The following is a 21,794-nucleotide window of genomic DNA, read 5'->3' as shown; positions in this document are numbered from 1 at the left end:
AGGAGAACTATGTCCAGATACATACTTGGCGTTTCCGCCTTCTATCACGACTCGGCCGCGGCGGTACTGAAAGATGGATTGATCGTCGCTGCGGCACAGGAAGAGCGATTCAGTAGGAAAAAGCACGACCCTCGCTTCCCGCGTGGCGCGATCAACTACTGTCTTGAGGAGGCGGAGATCGATGGCGGGGACCTGGCGGCAATTGCGTTCTATGACGATCCTGCGTTGACGGCGGATCGGATCATACGGTCGTCGATCGCATTTGCGCCTGAGTCGGAAGCGTTCTTCACCCGTGCGATTGGCTCTTTCTTCAGCGTCAAGCCCTATTTCAAGGATCTTGTCAAGGAGATGTTGAACTGCGAGGTACCTATCTACTTCGCGCGTCATCACTATTCACACGCAGCATCAGCGTTTTTCCCGTCGCCGTTTGAGGAAGCTGCGGTGCTGTGCGTCGATGGCGTTGGAGAGTGGTCGACGACGAGCCTGGGAATCGGACACGCCAGCGAGATCGAAATTCTCAAGGAAATCCGTTATCCACATTCGCTTGGTCTGCTGTACAGCGCGTTCACGTTCTTCTGCGGCTTCAAGGTCAACAGCGGCGAGTACAAGCTGATGGGCCTTGCGCCCTATGGCAAGCCCATCTATGCAGAGACGATCAGGGAGCGCCTGATCGACATCAAGGACGACGGCTCGTTCCGCCTCAATCTCGAGTTCTTCGATTTTCATCGTGGGCTGACACTTACGGACGAGCGCTTCGACCAACTGTTCGATGGGCCACCGCGTGTGCCTGAGTCGAGAATCACAATGCGCGAGATGGACCTCGCTGCATCCATTCAGGCGGTGACGGAAGAAGTCATGCTCAAGATGTCGCGTACCTTGCGCGCTATGACGGGTGCGGCCAACCTGTGTCTTGCAGGGGGCGTTGCGTTGAATTGCGTGGCGAACGGCAAGATTCTGCGTGCGGGGATCTTCGATGACATCTGGATCCAACCGGCAGCGGGCGACGCGGGCGGCGCGATCGGTGCAGCGTATCTAGCCGACTTCTACATGCTTGGCGGTACCCGCCCGAAGCACGATGGCGCCGGAGACGCACAACATGGAAGCTTTCTCGGCCCGGACTTCAGCGACGACGAGATCCTCACGTTCCTGTCGCAGTCGGGCGCCACGTATCATCCGTTGGACAATCTCGACACAGGCGCGGCGACTATCGCCTCCTTGCTCGCGGAACAAAAAATCGTCGGAATGTTTGCGGGTCGTATGGAGTTCGGTCCGCGGGCACTCGGCAGCCGCTCGATTCTCGGCGATCCGCGTGCGGCGACGACGCAGTCGCGCATGAACCTTAAAATCAAGTTTCGAGAGTCGTTCCGGCCATTCGCACCGATCATTCTGGAAGACAAAGCGACCGACTACTTTGAGCTTGATTCAAACAGCCCCTACATGCTTATCGTCGCGCCCTTGCGGACGGAGCACCGTCGGATGCCAGAGCCATCGTCTGATCCTGAAGACATGCTGCAAATCGTCAATGCGGTGCGGAGTACCGTCCCGGCGATTACTCACATCGACTATAGCGCGCGGATCCAGACAGTGGAGAAGGACGCGAACCCGAGGATGTTCTCTTTGCTGCAGGCATTCCAGGCGCTGACAGGGTGCCCACTGCTTGTCAACACCTCGTTCAATGTCCGGGGTGAGCCAATCGTCTGCACGCCAGAAGACGCCTATCGATGTTTTATGCGCACGGATATCGATGTGCTCGTGATGGGCAACTACATCCTCTACCGCGACGAACAGACGCCGATCGATTCGGACGACTCTTGGAAAAAGGAGTACCAACTTGACTAACGCTGATTCCGGAAGGCTATTCCGTTCGAAACTGGTGGGTACAAAGCCGCTTGTCGCGCCGTTCTTGCTGGAGAAAACGGACTCCACGTGTTCATCGTACTTCCTCGACGTTTTCGAGCCGGTTCCGATCGTAGTCGAGGAAGATATGATCGACTCCTTAATCGCAATCTGGCGCGAACAGGGGCTGGAAGAACTCACGCTGATTGAGCCCGAGTTGCGTAAGATCGCGAAGGCGCTTCGTGCCCCTGGCGAACAGGCTGAGGTGATATCGCAATTCGTCTATGCGATGTATTGAGGTTGTTTTCGCATAAGTCGTCAGGGCTTTGTCACGTTAAATTGCTGAAGGCGCAAAAGTGTAGCTTGCGCGAGTCTGCTCAGACAGCAAACGGATTTTGGGCCAACCCAGTAAAGCGATGCCACATGGCAAAGCCCTCGCCAGGTTGTTTGCGGTAGACCGAAGCGTATAGCAGATGTCGCTTGAGCGCAAAGTGTTGCCGGATCGATCCGAAGCTCGACTGATCTGCGCCAACTTGACGAAGCCTCCCACGTTGTCTGACGTCGGCATGGGCACTGGCATACGGGCCTGCCGCGGGTACTTTGCAATAGTCAGGCGAAAGGCACTCTCCACTTCGGCGGGATTCCTGATGAGGGTATCCACCTGACCATGCCCTTCAGCGGCCCAACTACGACGCATCACTCGTTGAAACGACCTTCCGGGTTCGGCCCAAAAGCAGGCAATTAGCATTTACGCGCAGTTAGACATTCGAACGTCCGCCGCTGGTAAGCTGACTCTTCATGGAACAAGCGCGCGGTTTTTTCCCAACTGGAACAGGGGACATCTCCTATTCCGCGGTTTACCTTCCACGCACCGGCAGCGTAATCACGTCAACATGGCCGGGCAGGTCCCCTGCAAGTTCACTTTCCGTGTAACTAAAATACAGCACCGTTAGCCGGCTCGGATCGAGAATCCGGAACACGTGAAGGACCCTGAAAATCGGATCCACGGATTCGTCGAACACCTGCGCTTGTTTGGGGACTTGGGTCGGCGTAATCAGCTTGCCTGCTTGATGGCAGGAAACCTCAGCGTCAGGTGCGCGCGGCGGCTGTGAGTTGCCACCCAAGGCATTTTCGTCGTGTGATCTGGAAACGTAGCAGGTGACGCCCTTCAAAAGGGGATCGTCATACGCGGATATTTCGATTTGCCCACCGTAGCGCTGTGAATGGGTCGCGATTCTCGCCAATTGTTCGCCGTGAGCGGGTGCGGATAGGAAAAGGGCAAGCGCAGTTGCCGCACTTGAAAGAAATAGAAGGCAACGGGTCATGACACATCTCCTTAAATCGCTGGGCAGCGCCGATGAAACTCCGCGGACGGTTGTATGTCCTGTTTCAGCCAGACTATGATCTCGGAGGTGTCGAGACTTGATGCACGTCAATAGATGACCGATCGGGCGACATAGTGCTGTGACAGATCGGCGCTCCATCCTCCGCCGCGTGATGCGTGAAGCTCAGGTGCGTTTGTAAAGGTTGATGTCACGTGTTGCGGCCGATGGGCCTTCTAATGGAAGTGTGCAGGTTAACGCCGACACTCGCTTACGCGTCGCGAGGCGTCGTGCCATCGAATGACGTTCACGGTTTTCCATGAAGAGATCCCGCGCGACCGAGACTCAATCTTTTGAGAGGTGGAGCAAAATTGGACGCTTGGCGTGTCGCACCGCCGTGTTCAATGCTTCGTGGTAGGGCCGCGCTCAACGAGGCCAGGACGCTTGATTGAGCGCCGCCACTTCAGCTTGCGTTCCCCGATCAACACCTTCCAGTCAAGCTTCGTGAGCAGGTACACGAAACCGAGCAGGGCCAGCTGGGTGATGACGAAGTAGCCACTGAGATACCCGCCTTCGAACTCGGACTCAGGATCGATATATGCGGAAGCGATCCGCCCGAGGTGAGCCCAGGCCGAATAGCTGATCGTACGACCCACAAAGAATGGGACGCCAATGACGCGCAATGGCATCCCCGAAAGTCCATATGCGATGAAGAGATAATTCGAAGGAAGCGGGCCCAGCGCATATAAAAAGAACGCACCCACGGTCAGCTTTCTGCGCTTCTTTAGCCATTCTTCAACCACCCCGATGTTTTCCCGATCGGACTCGCGCATCAGCCGCCCTCGCAACAACGACCGCGCAAACCTGGCCAGCACCAGCCGTCCGATGGTTGCCGCGCTGGCGGCTACCACGGCAAATACGAACGGATTGCCCTCGGAAATATTGAAGCCGACCCAGGACATGGCCATCCACGTAGGCGGCGCGAACGCAGGCACGAGATTGAGCAGCAGCACGACAACGAACAGCGTTGCCAGCGTCGACATGACAGGACCTCCCGACCGATTGACTACCTTTCGAGCTTGCCGCGCGACGGGATTCGCCGTTTGATACAGATCAACTGGCGAACCTCAAGTGTCGGATTGGCCGGGAATTGGCTGATTTGACGCCAGTCAAGCAAATGTAAAGGATGGGTCCATACACTGTGACTCTGATCGCGCGTCATTTCCGATCGCAAAGCCTCGTCCCTCGACGACCTGGATTCATCTTCACCTGCCCATCATGTCACGTCCGTCACTCTCAGTCGATCTGGCGCTGCTGGTTGTCTCGGCGGGAAGCCTGCTAGCCGGACTGCTTTTCGCCGCGCTCGGCAGGGGCGCGGTCGCACACGCGCTGTGGGCAGCGGGGGCATTACCCGTCATGCTGGCGCTATCGGTATCCATCGTTACGGCACTGCGGCGGCATGAAGCAGGCGTCGACGTGCTCGCTCTGCTTGCGATCGGCTTCGCTCTGGGTCTTAGCGAATTTCTGACCGCGGCGGTGATCTCCCTGATGCTCGCGAGTGGACGGGCGCTCGAACAGTACGCTCAGGAGCGGGCGCGTCGTGAAATGACCGCTCTGCTGAACCGAGCTCCGCGTCACGCCAACCGCTTCGAGGCTGGTGAGTGGCGCCGGGTCGAACTGGACACCGTGCGTCCCGGCGACCGCCTGCTCGTTCGCAACGGCGAGTTCGTACCTGTCGATGGCTCCCTGACGGGCCGCGCGCAGCTTGACGAATCCACACTCACCGGGGAGGCCGCCATTCAACAGCGATTGTCTGGCGAATCGGTGGGCAGCGGTGTGGTCAACGTGGGTGCTGCGTTCGAGATGGTCGCCGCGGCGAGTGCTGCAGATAGCACGTTTGCCGGAATCGTCCGCATGGTGGAGTCCGCGCAGCAGGAACGCAGTCCCGCAACGCGTCTTGCCGACCGCTACGCGCTGCTTTTCGTGCTCGCCGCACTGGTGCTGGCAGGAGGGAGCTGGCTTGTCACGGGCGAGGTGGTTCGGGCGCTCGCGGTGCTTGTCGTGGCAACACCTTGCCCGCTGATTCTTGCGGTGCCTGTGGCAGTTGTCTCCGGCATGTCGCGTTGCGCCCGACGTGGTGTGTTGATCAAGGGTGGTGGCGCGCTGGAAAGGCTCGCGCAAGCCAGTGTGCTGTTCTTCGACAAGACGGGAACACTGACGAGCGGACGCGCGCGCCTTGTCTCGATCGAAAGCGGGCCAGGTATTTCGCCCGAGACCGTGTTGCGCTTCGCTGCGTCTCTCGGTCAGGCGTCTGCCCACGTCATTTCTGAAGCAGTGACGACGGCCGCACGCGAGCGCAATCTTGTGCTGTCCGCGCCTTGCCAGGTTGTGGAGCAGCCTGGCGCCGGCGTGCGGGGCGAAGTGGAAGGCCGGGCTGTCAGCATCGGTTCATTCGCCTATGTGTCGTCGATGGCGTCGTCAGCGCCATGGAGCACAGCGTTCCTTCAGCGCGTGGCGTATGAGGGCGCGTCTGCCGTGTTCGTCGGCGTGGACGGGGCCATGGTGGGCGCCCTCCAGATGGCCGACCAGATTCGCCTGGAAACGCCCCGGGCGCTGCGGCTGTTGCGGCAGGAAGGCATCCGACGCTTCATCATGCTGACGGGCGACAGACGCGACGTGGCCGAGACAATCGGCGCGACGCTCGGGTTGACTGAAGTGCTGCCAGAGCAGACGCCATCGGACAAGCTCGAAGCCATTCGGGCAGCGCATCGTGAAGGCACGGTCATCATGATCGGCGACGGCGTCAACGACGCACCCGCGCTGGCGGCCGCCGACGTCGGCGTAGCGATGGGTGCGCGCGGAGCAGCGGCGTCGTCAGAGGCGGCTGACGTGGTGCTGCTGGTCGACCGGCTGGATCGGCTTGTCGAGGGGCTACGGGTGGCGCGCCACACGAGGCGGATTGCCCTCCAGAGCGTCATTGCAGGCATGGTTTTGTCATTTGCTGCGATGGCCATCGCCGCCTTCGGTTTCCTGCCTCCCCTGCTGGGCGCAGTGATTCAGGAGGTTATCGATGTGGCCGTCATCGCGAACGCCCTGCGCGCCTTGCGGATACGTTCGACGGCGACTGCCGGCTCCCTGTCTCGTCGCGACGCAGAGCAGCTGAAGAGAGAGCATGTTGAGCTTGGTCCAGTGATGGCGCAAATCAGGGAACTCGCGGACAAGCTGCACCGCGTGCCAGGAACGTCAGTGGCGGGTGCGCTCGCTGGCGTGAACGATGTGCTGAAGCGTTATCTTGTGCCGCATGAACAGCACGATGACCTCGAGGTGTATCCAGGCCTGGCACGTATTGTTGGCGGGGAAGACCCAATGGCGGCACTGAGCGCCACGCACCGCGAAATATTCCGGATCACCCGGCTGCTCCGGCAAATGACGGAAGACATCCCGCCTGAGGGACCCGATGCCGCCAGCCTGTGCGAACTCCAGCGTCTGCTGTACGGGCTCGATGCAATCGTACGTCTGCATTGCGCGCAGGAAGACGAACTGTTCCACGCCCTTGGGGAAGGAGAATAACGACGAAGCTGTGACCCGAATGCATCAAGCCTCACTCGTGTGAATGAGCAGGAGCGGCGTTTGCGTGATGTGCGCGACGCGCCCCGCAACGCTGCCGAGTATCCAGCGTGCCATGCCACGCCTGCCATGCGTGCCCATGACGATCAGCTGCGCGTCCCAGCTGCTCGCTTCGCGCACGATAGTATGAGCCACGTCATCGCCGGTACGGCCTGTCCTGACGAGCGCAGTAGTGGTCCGCGCCGACACGCCCGCAAGAACCGGCTCTGCAGCGGCTAGCGCATGCTTGCCTTCGCCGACGAACGCGTCCTCGAGCACGTCAATGGGGGAAAAGTCAGAGAGCCGCACGGCGCGATCGATCACGTAGAGCGCTCGCAGATATGTGTTGGGCGTCGCGAACCGTATGCCGTACTGCAACGCGGACATCGACTGAGGGCTTCCGTCGATCGCGAAAAGGATGCGCTCCGGCAAGTGGCCATCCGTGGTGCTGTAGTTCTCAGGTACAACGAGCATCGGGCATCGCAAACGTCTCGTCAGCGATTCGGACACGGTGCCCTCAACCCAACGCTGCAACCCGTGGTGTTGACGGGCACCGACAACCATCAGGTCAGCGCTCCACGAGTCGGCCGCATCAAGGAGGGCGTCCACGACGTCGCTGCCGTGCTTCGAGAGGTCGATTACGTCTGTTTCGATACGGACATCGCACTGTGCCATCCAATCCCTGGCCTGGTCTAGCGCTTCGGCCGCATCGCGTAACAACTCATCGCGCGCCTGATCCAGTACCTGACCCACATGCCGGCCCATCGGAAAGAGCGTATGTGGATTCTCGGCCACGCTGACGAGCCGAACCTCGGCACCGTAGGGAAGGATGTTCCGCGCGTAGGCGAGTGCCTGTCGCGACGCCATCGACGAATCGACCGCGATCAGAACCTTGCGCGGCAGCGTCGACATCGCGTCACCTGAATGAGGGGAATTCATGGTTTGCTCCATACACGCAGGTTTGTTGTGATTCTCCTGCGTATCCTACTGTCGAAGATGCACGCTCGGTTAGCCAAGGTCAACTCCTGGGGCCTGGATTGATGGTCGGTGCAGGCGCCAGTCATGTGCCGACCGTGTGCCACCTGACCTGGACTTCGAGGCCTCCAAGAGCCCGCGATCGACGCACGTTGACCGCCGCTGAGTGAAGGTCGACGATTCGCTGCACGATCGACCAGCCAAGGCCACTGCCGCTTTCGGCCGTACCCGGCACACGGAAGAAGCGCTCACCCAGTCGCGGGCGATCCGAGTCTGCAAGTCCGGGGCCGCTGTCCTCGACCGACAGGACGGCTCTGCTGTTGTCTCTTTCGGTTTTGACCAGGACCGATGCGCCAGGCGGGCTGTAGCGGACGGCATTGTCCACGAGATTACGCACCAGCGCCGCGAGCAACATCTCGTCACCTGTGACATAGCAGTGTCTTGCACCGTCGAATGCTAACGACTGTCGCTTGGCGATCGCCGTCGGTGCCAGTTCCGCGACCATCCGTTGCGCAAGCGCGCTCAGATCGACTTTCGTCAATTCAAGGGTCGCCCCAGACTCGAGTCGCGACAGAACCAGCAACTGGTTCACGAGGCGGGTCGCACGGTCACATCCTTCCAGAGTCGCGCGCAATGCGTGCTGACGAAGGGCGTCGTCCGTTTCGGCCAGCGCAACCTGAGCCTGCGTTCGGATCGCCGCGATCGGAGTGCGCAACTCATGGGCTGCGTCCGCAGTAAACCGGCGCTCTGCTTCCCATACCGTCTGGATGCGGACGAAGAGCTGATTGAGCGCGTCGAGTACCGGGGATATTTCGGCGGGCGTTTGCGTCATCGCGACAGGCGCAAGATCATCGGGACCACGCAGGGCGATCGTGCGACCCAGCCGTTTAAGCGGGGCTACGCCTTGCCGCACTGCCCACCCGGTGGCAAGCCCAAAAAGCGGCAGGGCAACTGCCATGGGCCAGAGCGTGCCGCGCAATACTGCAAGCAGTATCGAGGTGCGCGAATCGATACGCTCACCAACATACACGCGCGTGTCTTCTCTCGGCCCACTCGTGGAAAACACGCGCCACGCTTCACCGTTTATTTGCACGGTGGCGAACCCCTGGCCGATTTCATGATTCACGGGAATCATGGGCTCCGCCGGTGCGTTGGCGGAACGCACGACCGCCTGCCCCTCATGAAAGATCTGGAAAGCAACCTTGGGCGCGTACGGGTGGGGTACGCGCGAATCGATAGTGTCATCGTCGTCAATCGATTGAGTTTGCTGGATGACCAGCAGCGCCGCAGCCTGTGCCAGATGACTGTCGAGCAGTTCGTCGAGTTCGTTGCGTGCATCGCGCCAGATGAACAGCGCGGTAATCAACCAGACGATGACCACGCCCCCGATCACGAGGATCAGCAGACGGCCTTGCAGTGAGCGAGGCAGGATCATCACGCGGCAGAGCCCTCGCGCATCAATACATAGCCGACGCCGCGAACCGTCCTGATCAGGTCGCTGCCGAGCTTGGTGCGCAGGCGATGGACGTGCACTTCCACCGCGTTGCTGTCCACTTCCTGTCCCCAGCCGTAAATGGCCTGTTCCAGTTGCTCACGGGACAACACACGGCCCGCGTTCAGCATCAGGCTCTGCAACAGATCAAATTCGCGCGCGGAAAGGATTACCGGCTCATCATTCCGGTAGACGCATCGCGTCGCGGGTTCGAGCGTAACATTTTGCACCTGCAATGTTTCCTGCGACAGACCGTGTGCGCGACGCACCAGCGCCCGCAGCCGGGCCGCGAGTTCTTGCAGGTCGACGGGCTTGACGACATAGTCGTCGGCACCGATGTCCAGCCCACGCACACGGTCGGGAACGGTGTCGCGTGCGGTCAGCACGAGTACCGGCAAGGTCACGCCAGCGCGACGCACTGACGATAACACTTCGATGCCATCCTTGCGGGGCAGCCCGAGGTCGAGGACGGCTGCCGCGTATGACTGGGTACGCAATTCGGTCTCGGCGGCGTTGCCATCGCGTACCCAGTCGACCTGGAACCCCGCCTGCCGCAGGCCCGCACGAACACCATCGCCAAGTAAGGGATCGTCTTCGATGAGCAGTATGCGCATTTTGCAGGTCCCTCATGAATGATGTCAGTCATCGCTGGCGTTGTGATCGGGTTGTTGCACGGGATCTTGTCCGGACAGAGGCAACGCCGGTGCTCCGTGCCATTGCCACCACCAGAATGCGAGCACGACGACCAGCATCAACGCGGCAACGCTCCGCCAGGCACGTTGGACGCCTTCGTCGGGTTGTCCGGCCTTGCGTCCGCTGACCATCGCGCCGATCAGGTTCTCGCGATGGAGCCAGCTACTCACGGCGACGCCCGCTACGTGCACCCCGACGAGCGCCAGCAACAGATTCGCCACGCTCTCGTGCAGTTCACCCAGCCACGTCCCGCCGGCATCGTTATAGGTCGCCCAACCCGTGATGGTCAACGCACACGCCAAAGCAAGCATGGCGACGATGACGACACCGCCAGCCGGATTGTGGCCAATATGACGTCGCGGGTGGCCACGCAAGAGGCCAAGAACGTAACGCCACACGCGAGCGGGTCCGCGAACGAAGCTGGAGAAACGTGCGTACTTCGTTCCAACGAGTCCCCATACGAGTCGAAAGATCACGAGACCGCCTGCCGTGTAGCCTAACGTGACATGAACGAGTCGCCAATGCTCGCTTTCCGCGGTCAGCCATGCACCGGCAAAGCAGGCCGCGAACAGCCAATGGAACAGGCGTACGGGGGCGTCCCAGACCAGGATGTCACGATCTGCGGTCCCGTCTGCGTCGTCCTTATTGCGGTAGGTGGATGAAGTGTTCATCGAAGTTTCCTTGTTCGGCATGGGTATGGCACGCGGCGCAATTTGATGCGCTCCTGACCATTGGCCGTTTCCATACAGAGGCGGGCACCTCTGCGTGCTCCTGTCGGAACCACGTCGAGCGAGTAATGCGATCCTCGGGCGGTGCAATGTGCGTGCGCGCGTTGCCAGACGAATTTGCGGCAAGCCATGCCGAGATCTGTCTGACGGAGTCAGCGTCGAGCGAGGCATCGGTGCCGAAATGGTGGGACATATTGCCCAGAATGCGCTGCCACGATGCGGCGGGCAGCATCCCGGCCGGGTAGGCGATATGACAGGTCGCGCACTCCTGCCGGTACTTTGGCAGCAGGTTCACCTGGGTACGCGTCTCATCAGCTTCGGCCAATACATTAGAAGCCACCACTAGAGTCAGCAAAGCGACCACGCAAGCTGCCGCATAACGGGGCACGAGATCAGATGGCATTGGAATACGGTCCTTTGGGAAGAACTTTCGTTCGAGCGGAGAGAGTCCGCCTATGGCTTGAGCGTCATGAGCCAGGCAAGCAGATCCGCCTTCTCAGCTGCGGCGCACTCCCGTCCGACGACATCGTTGCAATTGCGGCGGAACCATTTTTCAGTCTTCGCTGCGTCGGTAAATCGCTCCGGATTGAACGCGGGAGCCAAAGGAGTGATCACCTTGCCCGTGGCGGCATGCTTGCCTGTTTGTGTTGGCGTTGCGCCGTGGCACGCAGCGCAAGTCCACTCGTGACCATGTGAAGTGTTAAAGAACTGTTGCCCGCGGGAAGGAAGGGGCGTTGCACCGCCCGACTGTGCCTGATAAGAGCCAAGTAGCTCCGACGGAGTGGCAGCGTTGGCTGGGGCCATTGCAGTAGCGGTTGGAATAAGCAATAGCGCGGCGCGCAGACCCCGCACCGAAAGAAGCGATGTGCTCACGAGATTCTCCGGTAGATGTTGACCATCTTGTGGGACCTTCCTTACCGGATTCTTAAGCGCCTAGCCTCGTTGATGCCCTTGCCATGCCGGGTGCGGCGACGAACGTGCTATGTCCTTGGCGGCGTCCTGTCGCCCGACTCTGCCGCCCAGCTCAAGGCTGACGAGCTACCGAATCTGCCTGCGCCATCGGTTAAAGGCCGGCTTTCTGATCTGGAGGCGCTGCTGAAACACGGCAACTCACTCCGCACGAGGCTCGCGACAATGCGCAGGTCTAACCTCAAATCGCGCCGCCGCTGGGCGAAAATGACCCACTTGCATCGATGAGCGCCATGCACCCCGAAGTCTTTCACATCACTCAACTGGATGGCGAACGACATGCCACCCGACGGTTCGGACTTCGATTGGCTACGTGAACTCGAGCGACTGCTTTTATAGGCTTTACGCGCTTTTCCGTTCGCACTGTGCCCAGCAGGCCGAGCTTTTTCACACGCCCGGGGATAGGACGTAACCTCGCCCATACCGGACGCTCGACGAGTCGTCCCGGATCGATGCCGTTGCTGAGGCGCAGATTGACCTTATCTGATTCGTGATCCGCTTCGGCCATGCAGCCATCTTCTGCTAAATAGCGTAGCGTTCAAAATCAACACCGTGGTGCAGGAAGATGTGAATCACAGCAGCCGTTAGGAAAGTAATAAGCGCAGTCATCCACAGCACGGAGGAACCTTGTCTGTCGTGGTCCCGTAGGTAGTGGACGATTGATAGAAACGCAATCCTGGCCGTGCCGAGACTGAGGCCTGCGAGGATGTCGGAAAACCAGTGAACACGGAGGTATAGGCGGGAAAAGGATATGAGTGCTATGACCGAACCACTTATCACGGCAATCCTGAACTGCACCTCCCTCCGGTGTCCTCGACACACGAGGTAAGTGAGGAAGCCATAGACCACAAGGCTCAACGTCGCGTGGCTACTGGGGAAGGAAAAACCCTCAATGCCTTTGTAGATCGACACCGGCCGGGACCGCTGAACAGCGACTTTGAGCAACTTGACCGATGCTTCAGCCGCCGCGACCGCAACGACCCAGTACCCGGCGGACCGCCATTCGCGCCGAAACAGGTGTGCGGCAATCATTGCCAAGGCCACCGGAACGGTGACCTCCGAATCACCAAGCTCCGAAATTGCCACCATCACGTGGTTAAAAAAGGGAGCCCGAAGTCCCTGCAGCCCGCTGTAAAGCATCCGGTCGACGGTGACCAACGGGTCTCCGCTAAGAACGTCCTCAAGAATGCCGAGAAACAGCCACACGCCTCCAAGGATCAGAATGACGGCTGCCGAGAACTTCGCGAAGCCGGTGCGGTGAAGTACAAATCGCCATCCCCGTGAGTTACCGTCTTCGGTTCCGGGTTTCATATGCGACAACCGTCGTAACAACTTGCTGAGAAGCATGCTCAGTCGCTCCGTCGGGTACCCTCGATTTATAAACGCGAACCAGATCGACCCAATGCAGAGGCTTGGTGTCACTGGACCAGGAGACCACCGTCCTTTCAAGGCTTCGTATAGACGTCTTGGCCGCTTCGAGTGTAGCCGACGACAAACATGTCAGTGGTGACCGTGGCCTCTGGGGCTCTTGAACTGATGACGATACTTCAGCGAGCGGCCGTTGGGCTTCAAAAAACGGTCGTTAGCCGAGCGCGATTGCGAAGGACTGGAATGGGGTCGTTTACGGAAGTTTTGCTTTCAACAGGGATCGCGGTCTTCGAGGCGACCCCGTATTTCCGGGTTCGGCCAGTAGCAGAGACATCTACGAATCGCGACTACATGGGTCTCAATGATTTCCGAAACACGCCATCTTCGAACGTGCCCAGAAGGAGAGCGTCTCCATTATCGAATCCGCATACAGCGCCATTGAGCGACGAGAGAATTTTAGAAGGGGCATGGGTAAATGCCTCGATCGTCATCATTGCGCTGTACGCCAGCGCAATAGGATATTCGGCGGAGTTTCCAAGCCCTCCTTCGGTGCCATAAGCGGCGCCGTAAATCGCGCGCAAAACGTCGTAGTTCATGCACTCGCCGGTCACCAACGACTCGTGCGCCCAATCAATGGTTAGAGAGTCGAAGCCGGCGCAAAGCGACAGGTACATACCCGTCCTGACCGATGCCATGTCCTGCGGGACGTCACACGGATTACAGATGCCCACTCACAATCCCTGCGGCGGCGGAGAAAGGGGCAGCGCGCTCACGGCGGCACTCAGCGAGTGACAGAGACGGCCGACGTCCGCTTTGGGTCCTCGCCGCCGACGTTACCAATCGCGCGGTTCACATTGCGCATGCCGACTGCATTCGATATTGAGCGGCCAGAAGCAACCTTTCAAATGCCCGCCCAAACATGACCGGGCTACCAGGTTGCGCATATGCACGCGTCTCGGCCTCGTATGCCTGTCCTCAAGGATCACGCGCGGCCATGTCGACATGGCGGCTGTCCACAATGCCGAGGACGGCTGCACCCATCACCACCCTTACTGCGGCTTCGTCAGATCCTGCCCAATTGCGGCGACTACTGCCTGCTCGCAATCCTTGAGACCTGTGACCGACTGATCGAACTGGTCGATCAAGGTGCCGAAACTGCCATAGTGATATTTTGTGTCCGCTTCGACATGGACAGAGTTTGCCTTGATATCCCAGCCGCAGGCGAATGTCTTGAAGTACATGTCTTGTTTGGACTTCGAGTCGAGCAGACGAGCGCGGACGACGACCCATGGAATGAAATCGCTCGATTCCGGCGGGGATACGTAACCAAACGAAGTAATCCAGACGCTCAGGATGGCGTCGGCGTCGGTCTTACATCGGAAAAGTCGTCGGACTTGCCGTCGCTTGAGAGTTTGGCGTGCTGGTCGTGCAACGGAACAATTTCGTAGCCGTTACTGGACAATCGCGTTGTCAGGCTATCGTTAACGACGGGAGCAAAGGCAATCTTTTCGCTTGCCACACGCTGCGTGTATGTACTTGTATGGTTGGCGTTGATCCCACCTTGCACCAGTCCACCAATCAATCCAAATGCTCCGGCAGCACCACCGAGGTTGACCACGCTCTCTCCGCGCGGTTCGGTGACATCCAGCATAGCGATCGAATGGAGCTTTTCCCGATTGTTGGCGGCGAGATCTGTTTTCGGAAGTGAAGCACAGCCCGTGAGTACTGTTGTAGCAACGATAAAACTTGCGACTGCGGAAGTTGAAAGCGTTTTGTTATCCATGATCTTTTACTTGTGGATTGAGAGTACGGACACCATTGGCCAGTGTCGTTGGATGGCGGTCACCCTCACGGCAAAATTCAGCCACGGGCAAGCTATTTAACGGCGCTGCTTGCGTGAACTTTATGTTTCAAACTGAGGTGCATCACTCTCGATAAATGCCGTGCGCTATTGCTCGATGGCGGGAATCAGATCGGTGACAGTCCCGCGGAAGGCCCGAGGAAAGCTGACTGTTTCTTGTAGAGCGAGTTATGCGTTTTGCATTGAGTGCGCGCACAAAATGATCGTCGCGGTTGGTCGTGGGACGCCGTGCGGCCAATATCGATCGCTCGCCGATTCCACAAAGCGGTCGCTTGAACGACCGATCCGCATCCGGAACCTGCCACATGCGCCATGAACGCATCTCGGCCTCCGCCTGACACAGGGGCAGGCAGGATCTCGATGTTCTCTGTGAATGCCCGCATGTTCGCCACATGTCCGACGCCGAAGGTGCTTGGCACAAACGCGAGTGGCTGCGCGTACGCGCACAACTGAATTTCAGTTAAAGACCATTTGGACATTCCCAGCCCGCATCCTGACACGCTTGAAGTGCACGGATGACGCACCAGCCGCACTTGTTCCTGGCGATCACAACTGTTTGTCCATTGCGGGTGTACGCAAGTCGCTCGCGGAACCCTAGATTTGCGACCTAACGGCACGGTCAATTCCGACGCGAGCCGAACAAACGTTCAGAGGTCAATCATGAGCAATTCGCAGAAGGTCGCTATCGTGACGGGTGCATCGCAAGGCATTGGCGCCGAGATCGTCGAAGGTTTTCGCGAGCAAGGCTATCGCGTCGTCGCGGTGGCACGCTCGATCAAGCCTTCCGAAGATCCGAACGTCGTGACGATCGCCGGCGACATTGGCGACCGCGAAGTGGCACAGCGCGCCGTATCGGAAGCCGTCAAGCGCTTCGGCCGCGTCGACACTCTGATCAATAATGCGGGCATCTTCATCGCCAAGCCGTTCACGCAATACACGGCGGAAGACTATGCGTCGGTGATGAACGTAAATATGAACGGCTTCTTCCACATTACGCAGATCGCGATCGTGGAAATGGAAAAGAACAAGAGCGGTCACGTACTGCAGATCACGACGAGCCTTGTCGATCACGCGATCTCGGGCGTGCCGTCGGTTCTCGCATCGCTGACCAAGGGCGGCTTGAACGCGGCCACAAAATCGCTCGCAATCGAATACGCGAAGACAGGTATCCGCGTGAACGCTGTCTCGCCGGGCGCCATCAAGTCGCCGATGCACGCGCCAGAAACGCATGAGGCGCTGGGCGCGCTGCATCCTGTCGGCCATATGGGCGAGATGAGCGACATCGTCAACGCCGTGCTGTATCTCGACTCCGCACCGTTCGTCACGGGCGAGATTCTGCACGTGGACGGCGGCCAGAGCGCCGGGCACTGAGCATGCCGAGGTGCCCTTCCAGGAGGGGCACCCCTCGCGCATTTCCGGGCGGTGATCCGTTTGGTGTCGGGAGAGGCGTGCGACATCTGTTCTGACAATCGACATAACGGTGCGGAACCCGGTCTTGCATTCGCTGGATCTGGCATGCCGCAGCCGTGTATGCGCTGTATCTGCTGGCAGGTTGATACCTGAGATTACAAGTCCGCCGCTTTCCGGCACACGTGGGATACATCTGCGCACTTCAATACTTCCATTGATCAACTGGAGCAAACCATCATGACTCGAATCGAAAACGTGCTGTACACAGGCAAGATCCATACGACGGGCGGCCGCGAAGGGGCCGCGCGCAGTTCAGACGGCCGCCTCGACGTCAAACTTTCGCGACCGGGTTCAGCAGGCGCCGGGACGAATCCCGAGCAGCTGTTCGGCGCCGCCTGGTCGGCATGCTTTATTGGCGCAATGGGTGGGGCCGCACGCGCCTTGAACGTGATGCTGCCCGCCGACACGAGTGTCGATGCCGAAATTGATTTTGGGACCACTGACGGCGCCCACTTTCTCGGAGCGCGTTTGAACGTGAGCCTTCCCGGCTTGCCGCGTGATGTCGCTCAGGCGCTGGTGGACCAGGCACATCAGACCTGTCCGTATTCCAAGGCTACGCGCGGCAACATCGATGTCGTGATTGCGCTCATTTAACCGATATGCATGCCTGAACGAGTAGAAGAGTTCTCGTGCGAACCGCAACGCCAAAACACCTGATGAAGGAGCAGCACCATGCCAATGATCGACGCACTCTGGCCGGAAGATGCCTTGACCCGTGAGGCGGAAGCCCATCTGATAAAAGAATTGACTGACATTCTGATCAAGGCGGAAGGGTATGATCCGGCCAATCCGATTGCACAGCGCGTATCTGTGCTCAATCTCCATCGACCTGCTGCCGTATTCGTCGGTGGGGAGCGCTCGAAAGCAGCGCGTTACCGGATCATTCCGTCGGTGCCTGAAGGCCAATACACCGACGAGTCGCGTAGAGCGCTCGTTAGGGCGGTCACGGAAGCGGTGGCCCGCGCCGAGAGCCGACCGTACGAAGAGGTCGCACCGCGCGTCTGGGTCTTCCCGACGGAGATTCCGGACGGTACTTGGGGCAGTGTTGGCACCATCCTTACGCTGGCAGACATTCATGCTTTGCTTGCCGGTGAAGCCGAACGGAGCGCGGGCGCGGAGCGACTCGCGCGCCGACGGCGCGAAAAGGCACGAATGACGCTCGACGCCACTGTCGATGTATTCCAACGGGCGAGTGATCGACTTGTTGCCTGTCAATCAGCATGACGAAGAAGGCCCGCGCGCTTCATGCCGCTGCGTGCGGCGGGCGCGTGCGTCGCCGTGTGCAACGTATCGAAGGCTAGGCCGTCACGGCGCCCACCCATGGCGAGCGAATATCCGACAGGAAACGTTGCGCGCGCGGATGTCCGGGCCGCTGAAAAAAGCGGTCCGGTTCCGCGCGTTCGAGGACGCAGCCCTGATCCATGAAGAGCACACGGTCGGCCACTTCGCGCGCGAAGCCCATCTCATGCGTGACACACACCATCGTCATCCCGTCGCGTGCGAGGTCTTTCATCACGAGCAACACTTCGTTGACCATTTCGGGATCGAGCGCCGAGGTCGGCTCGTCGAATAGCATCACGGGCGGTTTCATCGCCAGCGCACGGGCAATCGCAACGCGCTGCTGCTGACCGCCCGACAGTTGCCCCGGGTAAGCATTCGCCTTGTGCGGCAGTCCCACACGCTCCAGCAGACTCATCGCGAACTCACGCGCATCCTTCTGCGGCATGCGCTTCAGACGCACAGGCGCAAGCACACAGTTCTGCAATACCGTCAGATGGGGAAAGAGGTTGAACTGCTGGAACACGAAGCCGATGCCCGAGCGCAGCGCATTCACATCGACGCCGCGCGCATGCACATCCTGGCCGTCGACGACGATGCGTCCCTTCTGGATCGGCTCGAGCCGGTTCAGCGTGCGGATCAACGTCGATTTGCCGGAACCGGACGGCCCGCAAACCACCACGACCTCACCTTTTCCGACGCTCTCCGTCACGTCCACCAGCGCCTGATATTCGCCGAACCACTTATTGACGTTTTCGATTTCGATCATGATTCACACCTTTGCTGGAGCGCGCGACGCAAGCCGCCTTTCGAGCAGATACGCAAAGCGGGTCAGCCCGAAGCACATCACGAAATAGCTGAACGCGAGCAGCAGATAGATCTGCGCCGATTGCGTCAGGGCCTGGGTACTGATCTGTCCGGCGACGAAGGACACTTCCGGCAGACTGATGATGTAGCCAAGCGATGTCTCCTTGATCGTCGACACGAGCTGGTTCACCAGCGACGGCAGCATGTTCCGCAGCGCCTGCGGCAGGATGACGAATGCCATCGACTGCATGTACGACAGTCCGAGCGAGCGTGCGCTCTCCGTCTGGCCTTTCGGCAATGCCTGAATGCCGGCTCGCACGATTTCGGCAAGATACGCGCCGTCGAACACCACGAGCGCCGTGAGCATCGTGCTGAACTGATTCGTGCGATGGCCGGTCAGCGTCGGCAGGAGGAAGTACGCCCAGAAAATGACCATCAAAAGCGGTGTGCCGCGCACGCCATAAACGAGCGCCGTCGCGGGCCAGCGCAGCACGCGGAACGGGCTGATGCGGCAAAGACCGAATGCGATGCCAACAGGCAGCGCCAGAGCGAGCCCGGCGGAAGCGAGCAACAGCGTCAGCACGAGACCGCCGAGCGGCCCATGCGGATACTGGCCGACGAGGTAATACATGCCGTAGGTCTGGAGTATGTCGATCATGGCTACATGCTCCGTACTGGATAGCGTTGCTGATACCACGCGGAAAACAGCGTGATCGCAATCGATACCGTCAGATATCCGGCCGTCGCGACACCAAACGACTCGAAGCCGCGGAATGTTGCGCTTTCGACCTGCTGCGCCTGGTACATCAGTTCGGCGACGCCGATCACCATCGCGATGCTCGAGTTCTTCCACAGGTTCAGCGTCTGGCTGACGAGCGGCGGGACCGTCACGCGCAACGATTGCGGCAAGACGACGAGCCACATCGCATGAAGGAAACGGAAGCCTAGCGCGCGGCTTGCTTCGAGTTGTTCCTTGGGAATCGAGCGAATTCCACTGCGAATGTCTTCCGCCATGTACGCGGACGTGTAGAGGACGAGCGCGATCAACGCGCTAGCCGCTTCGTAATTCCTGTTATAGAGCCACGTCTTGATGACGAGCGGCAGCAGTTCGGGCGCGCCGAAATACCAGAACAGCATGTGCGCCAGCAACGGAACGTTTCGGATCGCTTCGACATACGCTTGACCGATGCCGCGAATGAATGCGACGGGTGCGAGGCGTGCCAACGCGACGGCGATGGCAAGCGGAAGCGAAAACACAAAGGCAAGCATGGACAGCTTGACCGACATCAGGAAGCCGCTGACGAGCCAGTGGCCATATTGCCCTGAGAGCAGCACCGACAGATTCAATGTAGGCATGGTGTTTTTGGCCGCCCGACGTCGGAGCGGGCGGCGGCCATAGATAAAGTGGTGTTAGTCAATCTTGTCGGTTGCGATCTTGAACGTGCGCGGTGGGAAGTTCATCTTCGTGCCCGGACCGAACCATTTGTCGAACTCTTGCTGCGCCTGACCATCGGCTTCCATGGCGAGCAGTACCTTGTTCACCTGATCGCGGAATGCCGGCTCATTCTTGCGGATACCCAGCGCGATGTGTTCCGTCGAGATGTTTTGCGGCACCAGCGCGTAATCCTTCGCCGCAGGGCCGAGCTTCGCGAGATTGCCGACCAGCGTCGTCTCATCGTTCACATAGGCTACGCCCTTGCCCTGCTCAAGCGCGAGCAGCGCCTGCGGGCTGGTGTCGAACGACACGACATCCGCGTTCTTGATCGTCTTTGCGATGTTGGTCTCCATCGTCGAGCCTTTGACCGTCAGCACTTTCTTGCCGTCGAGCTGCGCGAGGCTCGTGACACCGCTGCTCCTGCTTACCATCGCCTTCTGGCCCGTGATGAATGTCGATACCGAGAAGTCGATCTGCGCTTCCCTTTCCTTGTTGTGCGTCAGCGAGGCGGCGAGCAGATCGACGCGACCCTGCTGCAACTCGGGAATGCGCGCGGCAACGGCCAACTGCTTGAGTACGGGCTTCACACCGATGCTCCTGGCAACCGCGTTGCACATGTCGACGTCATAGCCGACGATCTCGCGGCTCATTGGGTCTTTCATGTAGCTGAACGGCTCGTCCGTACCCAGGACGCCGCAGATGAGCTCGCCACGTTGCTTGATGTCCGCAAGCTGGTCCGCTTTTGCTGCAAGCGTCGTGACCGACAGCACGGACAATGCGGTGACGTGCGCAATGACGTGAAGTTTATAGGCGCGTTTCATGGCTCTCCTCATGTGTGTTGGACAACTAATGGATTTGCATTGAGGTCGCACATCGATGCACACGACTGTCGCAACGGTGCGAACCGTTCCTGGTTCCTGCTGTATGTACTGGGTCCGGTCGCCGACTCGTGAGTCTTCGCGACAGCGGAAACGAAAACACAAGCGCCGCAGCGGCTAGCCGGACGCGCGCGAAACGGGCAAAAAGAACCGGCCCAGGACGGACATGGTGGGTGCTTTGAAAACGCGGGCCAATGTATTCATAACGAGTTGTGTCGCCTGTGATTACCGTCTTGCGTACCGCGCCTGTTGGTCCGCTTCTGTGTTCCGATGTGCGACTATCTTACGGAGTCAAATCAGGAATATGTTTCCAAAGAGTCCGCCGATTCTCTGCGAACGTAGACCATGGTTCTTGATTCTTGCGGAATAGAAGATATTTATTCCAAATTTGGGGTAATCCCCAGGGCTGCGCTGTACAAACCGCTGAATTTGTGTCACATCGACGTCCATCCCGCTGGTATTCAGATTGCGGCGTACTGCGCCACGCTTATCACAGTCCGGCTATTGGCTCGGACTGTCGGACGATCAGGGCGTCGGTCAGTGAGCCTCGTAAACCCGAGTAAGCGTCGCTGCGTTACGCCGAATGTTGTCAAGCCAACATTCGGCTGGAATAACACTGCGCGGTGGGGCGTTTAGTTGAACCGCGTCGCGAAGGCTCGATGTGCGAGTCTGCGGAGGCGGTTAGCAGGTAGACGAGCGGGCGTGCCATGGGGAAATCAATCGAGCAGGAAGACGTCAGGTTGCTGGCCGCATTGAGGGCTGAAGCGAGCAAATTCGACGACATCAGCGAGTTCGGAATGTCCGGCAGCACAGCGTTCATTGTGCACGGGAGAATAACGGCCTGCGCCAGCGGGAATCTGATTGCCCTCAGGCTGCCCCAACTCTCGGTCACCGCGTTACTGCAAACGCCGGGCTGCAGATTGTTCCAGCCATACGGACGGACGTCATTGCGGCATTGGCTGGCCTTTCCGGCAACGAGCCCGGCCTTCAACACGCTTGACCAGCTATTTGAGGAAGCCGTAGCGTTTGCGCACGAATCACACGGCGGCAAATGTTGACGAATCGGATTGGAATAT

The 21,794-nt window shown here is 59.4% G+C and carries 23 protein-coding genes and 1 pseudogene; 7 read left to right on the top strand and 17 right to left on the bottom strand.

Translation table 11 applies throughout. The features are described 5' to 3' along the window. Positions 1-9 precede the first annotated feature (9 nt). Positions 10-1,839 carry a carbamoyltransferase gene (locus H1204_RS40640; RefSeq protein WP_180735779.1) on the top strand — a complete coding sequence of 610 codons (1,830 nt, stop codon included), beginning with the start codon at positions 10-12 and terminating at the stop codon, positions 1,837-1,839. Next, entirely contained in the window at positions 1,832-2,134 is a 303-nt protein-coding gene (locus tag H1204_RS40635; RefSeq protein ID WP_180735778.1) for a hypothetical protein, read from the top strand. Before H1204_RS40640 ends, H1204_RS40635 begins: the two co-directional genes overlap by 8 nt. A gap of 79 nt (positions 2,135-2,213) precedes the next feature. Here the strand turns inward: H1204_RS40635 and H1204_RS40630 are convergent. From H1204_RS40630 to H1204_RS40620, 3 genes and pseudogenes are all read right to left on the bottom strand, one after another. After that, positions 2,214-2,354 (bottom strand): annotated as a pseudogene (locus H1204_RS40630) (IS6 family transposase); the annotation flags it as partial. A gap of 339 nt (positions 2,355-2,693) precedes the next feature. Further along, positions 2,694-3,161, bottom strand: a complete 468-nt coding sequence (locus tag H1204_RS40625) for a CreA family protein (RefSeq protein ID WP_180735777.1) — start codon at positions 3,159-3,161, stop codon at positions 2,694-2,696. A 398-nt stretch (positions 3,162-3,559) separates the two neighbouring features. Continuing rightward, complete coding sequence (locus tag H1204_RS40620) at positions 3,560-4,201, bottom strand: hypothetical protein (RefSeq protein WP_180735776.1); 642 nt, start codon at positions 4,199-4,201, stop codon at positions 3,560-3,562. Between the two features lie 235 nt (positions 4,202-4,436). Here H1204_RS40620 and H1204_RS40615 point away from each other — a divergent pair, with 235 nt between their 5' ends. Continuing rightward, on the top strand, positions 4,437-6,728 hold the full coding sequence (locus H1204_RS40615; protein WP_180735775.1) for a heavy metal translocating P-type ATPase: 2,292 nt from the start codon (positions 4,437-4,439) through the stop codon (positions 6,726-6,728). Between the two features lie 24 nt (positions 6,729-6,752). Here the strand turns inward: H1204_RS40615 and H1204_RS40610 are convergent, their stop codons facing one another. From H1204_RS40610 to H1204_RS51980, 10 genes are all read right to left on the bottom strand, one after another. Next, the gene (locus H1204_RS40610) at positions 6,753-7,703 is read right to left on the bottom strand and encodes a universal stress protein (RefSeq protein ID WP_243469066.1); all 951 of its coding nucleotides are present in this window, start codon (positions 7,701-7,703) and stop codon (positions 6,753-6,755) included. 121 nt (positions 7,704-7,824) lie between these two features. Then, on the bottom strand, positions 7,825-9,174 hold the full coding sequence (locus H1204_RS40605) for an ATP-binding protein (protein ID WP_180736262.1): 1,350 nt from the start codon (positions 9,172-9,174) through the stop codon (positions 7,825-7,827). Beyond that, positions 9,174-9,845 (bottom strand): response regulator transcription factor, encoded by a 672-nt coding sequence (locus tag H1204_RS40600; RefSeq protein ID WP_180735774.1) that lies wholly within the window; start codon positions 9,843-9,845, stop codon positions 9,174-9,176. Before H1204_RS40600 ends, H1204_RS40605 begins: the two co-directional genes overlap by 1 nt. A gap of 24 nt (positions 9,846-9,869) precedes the next feature. Then, complete coding sequence (locus H1204_RS40595; protein WP_180735773.1) at positions 9,870-10,595, bottom strand: cytochrome b/b6 domain-containing protein; 726 nt, start codon at positions 10,593-10,595, stop codon at positions 9,870-9,872. Beyond that, positions 10,567-11,055 (bottom strand): diheme cytochrome c, encoded by a 489-nt coding sequence (locus H1204_RS40590; RefSeq protein WP_180735772.1) that lies wholly within the window; start codon positions 11,053-11,055, stop codon positions 10,567-10,569. Before H1204_RS40590 ends, H1204_RS40595 begins: the two co-directional genes overlap by 29 nt. A 50-nt stretch (positions 11,056-11,105) precedes the next feature. Next, complete coding sequence (locus tag H1204_RS40585) at positions 11,106-11,525, bottom strand: DUF1924 domain-containing protein (RefSeq protein ID WP_243469065.1); 420 nt, start codon at positions 11,523-11,525, stop codon at positions 11,106-11,108. A gap of 618 nt (positions 11,526-12,143) precedes the next feature. Then, on the bottom strand, positions 12,144-12,968 hold the full coding sequence (locus tag H1204_RS40580) for a phosphatase PAP2 family protein (protein WP_243469064.1): 825 nt from the start codon (positions 12,966-12,968) through the stop codon (positions 12,144-12,146). 368 nt (positions 12,969-13,336) lie between these two features. Next, the gene (locus H1204_RS40575; RefSeq protein WP_180735771.1) at positions 13,337-13,663 is read right to left on the bottom strand and encodes a hypothetical protein; all 327 of its coding nucleotides are present in this window, start codon (positions 13,661-13,663) and stop codon (positions 13,337-13,339) included. Positions 13,664-14,038: 375 nt separating this feature from the next. Further along, on the bottom strand, positions 14,039-14,230 hold the full coding sequence (locus H1204_RS51985; RefSeq protein ID WP_243469063.1) for a hypothetical protein: 192 nt from the start codon (positions 14,228-14,230) through the stop codon (positions 14,039-14,041). A 107-nt stretch (positions 14,231-14,337) separates the two neighbouring features. Then, positions 14,338-14,772 carry a hypothetical protein gene (locus H1204_RS51980; RefSeq protein WP_243469062.1) on the bottom strand — a complete coding sequence of 145 codons (435 nt, stop codon included), beginning with the start codon at positions 14,770-14,772 and terminating at the stop codon, positions 14,338-14,340. A 738-nt stretch (positions 14,773-15,510) separates the two neighbouring features. Between H1204_RS51980 and H1204_RS40565 the strand changes: the two genes are divergently transcribed. The 3 genes from H1204_RS40565 (at position 15,511) to H1204_RS40555 (ending at position 17,544) form a co-directional block, all read left to right on the top strand. Next, positions 15,511-16,221, top strand: a complete 711-nt coding sequence (locus tag H1204_RS40565) for an SDR family oxidoreductase (RefSeq protein WP_180735770.1) — start codon at positions 15,511-15,513, stop codon at positions 16,219-16,221. Positions 16,222-16,497: 276 nt separating this feature from the next. Continuing rightward, positions 16,498-16,914: an organic hydroperoxide resistance protein gene (locus H1204_RS40560; RefSeq protein WP_180735769.1), complete on the top strand. Its 417-nt coding sequence runs from the start codon at positions 16,498-16,500 to the stop codon at positions 16,912-16,914. Between the two features lie 78 nt (positions 16,915-16,992). Beyond that, positions 16,993-17,544, top strand: coding sequence for a tautomerase family protein (locus H1204_RS40555; protein ID WP_180735768.1), 552 nt, complete (start codon positions 16,993-16,995; stop codon positions 17,542-17,544). Between the two features lie 73 nt (positions 17,545-17,617). Here the strand turns inward: H1204_RS40555 and H1204_RS40550 are convergent, their stop codons facing one another. Genes H1204_RS40550 through H1204_RS40535 form a run of 4 tightly spaced genes read right to left on the bottom strand, consistent with a single transcriptional unit; the run spans position 17,618 to position 20,661 of the window. Then, positions 17,618-18,367 carry an amino acid ABC transporter ATP-binding protein gene (locus tag H1204_RS40550; RefSeq protein WP_180735767.1) on the bottom strand — a complete coding sequence of 250 codons (750 nt, stop codon included), beginning with the start codon at positions 18,365-18,367 and terminating at the stop codon, positions 17,618-17,620. A gap of 3 nt (positions 18,368-18,370) precedes the next feature. Beyond that, entirely contained in the window at positions 18,371-19,063 is a 693-nt protein-coding gene (locus H1204_RS40545; RefSeq protein ID WP_180735766.1) for an amino acid ABC transporter permease, read from the bottom strand. A gap of 2 nt (positions 19,064-19,065) precedes the next feature. After that, entirely contained in the window at positions 19,066-19,761 is a 696-nt protein-coding gene (locus H1204_RS40540; protein WP_180735765.1) for an amino acid ABC transporter permease, read from the bottom strand. Between the two features lie 54 nt (positions 19,762-19,815). Continuing rightward, positions 19,816-20,661: an ABC transporter substrate-binding protein gene (locus H1204_RS40535; protein WP_180735764.1), complete on the bottom strand. Its 846-nt coding sequence runs from the start codon at positions 20,659-20,661 to the stop codon at positions 19,816-19,818. A gap of 764 nt (positions 20,662-21,425) precedes the next feature. On the opposite strand from H1204_RS40535, the gene H1204_RS40530 reads away from it, so the two are divergent. Beyond that, on the top strand, positions 21,426-21,776 hold the full coding sequence (locus H1204_RS40530; protein ID WP_180735763.1) for a hypothetical protein: 351 nt from the start codon (positions 21,426-21,428) through the stop codon (positions 21,774-21,776). Positions 21,777-21,794 lie beyond the last annotated feature (18 nt).

Source organism: Paraburkholderia sp. PGU19 (genome assembly GCF_013426915.1).
Lineage (GTDB): Bacteria > Pseudomonadota > Gammaproteobacteria > Burkholderiales > Burkholderiaceae > Paraburkholderia.
Note: the sequence above shows the minus strand (reverse complement) of the source record. Positions and strands in the feature narration are given on the sequence as shown.

Bases quoted from the DNA above. Each gene is read 5' to 3' on its own strand.
- H1204_RS40640 (WP_180735779.1), top strand. From the start codon at position 10: ATGTCCAGATACATACTTGGCGTTTCCGCCTTCTATCACGACTCGGCC.
- H1204_RS40625 (WP_180735777.1), bottom strand. From the start codon at position 3,161: ATGACCCGTTGCCTTCTATTTCTTTCAAGTGCGGCAACTGCGCTTGCC.
- H1204_RS40620 (WP_180735776.1), bottom strand. From the start codon at position 4,201: ATGTCGACGCTGGCAACGCTGTTCGTTGTCGTGCTGCTGCTCAATCTC.
- H1204_RS40615 (WP_180735775.1), top strand. From the start codon at position 4,437: ATGTCACGTCCGTCACTCTCAGTCGATCTGGCGCTGCTGGTTGTCTCG.
- H1204_RS40610 (WP_243469066.1), bottom strand. From the start codon at position 7,703: ATGAATTCCCCTCATTCAGGTGACGCGATGTCGACGCTGCCGCGCAAG.
- H1204_RS40605 (WP_180736262.1), bottom strand. From the start codon at position 9,174: ATGATCCTGCCTCGCTCACTGCAAGGCCGTCTGCTGATCCTCGTGATC.
- H1204_RS40600 (WP_180735774.1), bottom strand. From the start codon at position 9,845: ATGCGCATACTGCTCATCGAAGACGATCCCTTACTTGGCGATGGTGTT.
- H1204_RS40595 (WP_180735773.1), bottom strand. From the start codon at position 10,595: ATGAACACTTCATCCACCTACCGCAATAAGGACGACGCAGACGGGACC.
- H1204_RS40590 (WP_180735772.1), bottom strand. From the start codon at position 11,055: ATGCCATCTGATCTCGTGCCCCGTTATGCGGCAGCTTGCGTGGTCGCT.
- H1204_RS40580 (WP_243469064.1), bottom strand. From the start codon at position 12,968: ATGCTTCTCAGCAAGTTGTTACGACGGTTGTCGCATATGAAACCCGGA.
- H1204_RS40575 (WP_180735771.1), bottom strand. From the start codon at position 13,663: ATGTACCTGTCGCTTTGCGCCGGCTTCGACTCTCTAACCATTGATTGG.
- H1204_RS51985 (WP_243469063.1), bottom strand. From the start codon at position 14,230: ATGTACTTCAAGACATTCGCCTGCGGCTGGGATATCAAGGCAAACTCT.
- H1204_RS51980 (WP_243469062.1), bottom strand. From the start codon at position 14,772: ATGGATAACAAAACGCTTTCAACTTCCGCAGTCGCAAGTTTTATCGTT.
- H1204_RS40565 (WP_180735770.1), top strand. From the start codon at position 15,511: ATGAGCAATTCGCAGAAGGTCGCTATCGTGACGGGTGCATCGCAAGGC.
- H1204_RS40560 (WP_180735769.1), top strand. From the start codon at position 16,498: ATGACTCGAATCGAAAACGTGCTGTACACAGGCAAGATCCATACGACG.
- H1204_RS40555 (WP_180735768.1), top strand. From the start codon at position 16,993: ATGCCAATGATCGACGCACTCTGGCCGGAAGATGCCTTGACCCGTGAG.
- H1204_RS40550 (WP_180735767.1), bottom strand. From the start codon at position 18,367: ATGATCGAAATCGAAAACGTCAATAAGTGGTTCGGCGAATATCAGGCG.
- H1204_RS40545 (WP_180735766.1), bottom strand. From the start codon at position 19,063: ATGATCGACATACTCCAGACCTACGGCATGTATTACCTCGTCGGCCAG.
- H1204_RS40540 (WP_180735765.1), bottom strand. From the start codon at position 19,761: ATGCCTACATTGAATCTGTCGGTGCTGCTCTCAGGGCAATATGGCCAC.
- H1204_RS40535 (WP_180735764.1), bottom strand. From the start codon at position 20,661: ATGAAACGCGCCTATAAACTTCACGTCATTGCGCACGTCACCGCATTG.
- H1204_RS40530 (WP_180735763.1), top strand. From the start codon at position 21,426: ATGGGGAAATCAATCGAGCAGGAAGACGTCAGGTTGCTGGCCGCATTG.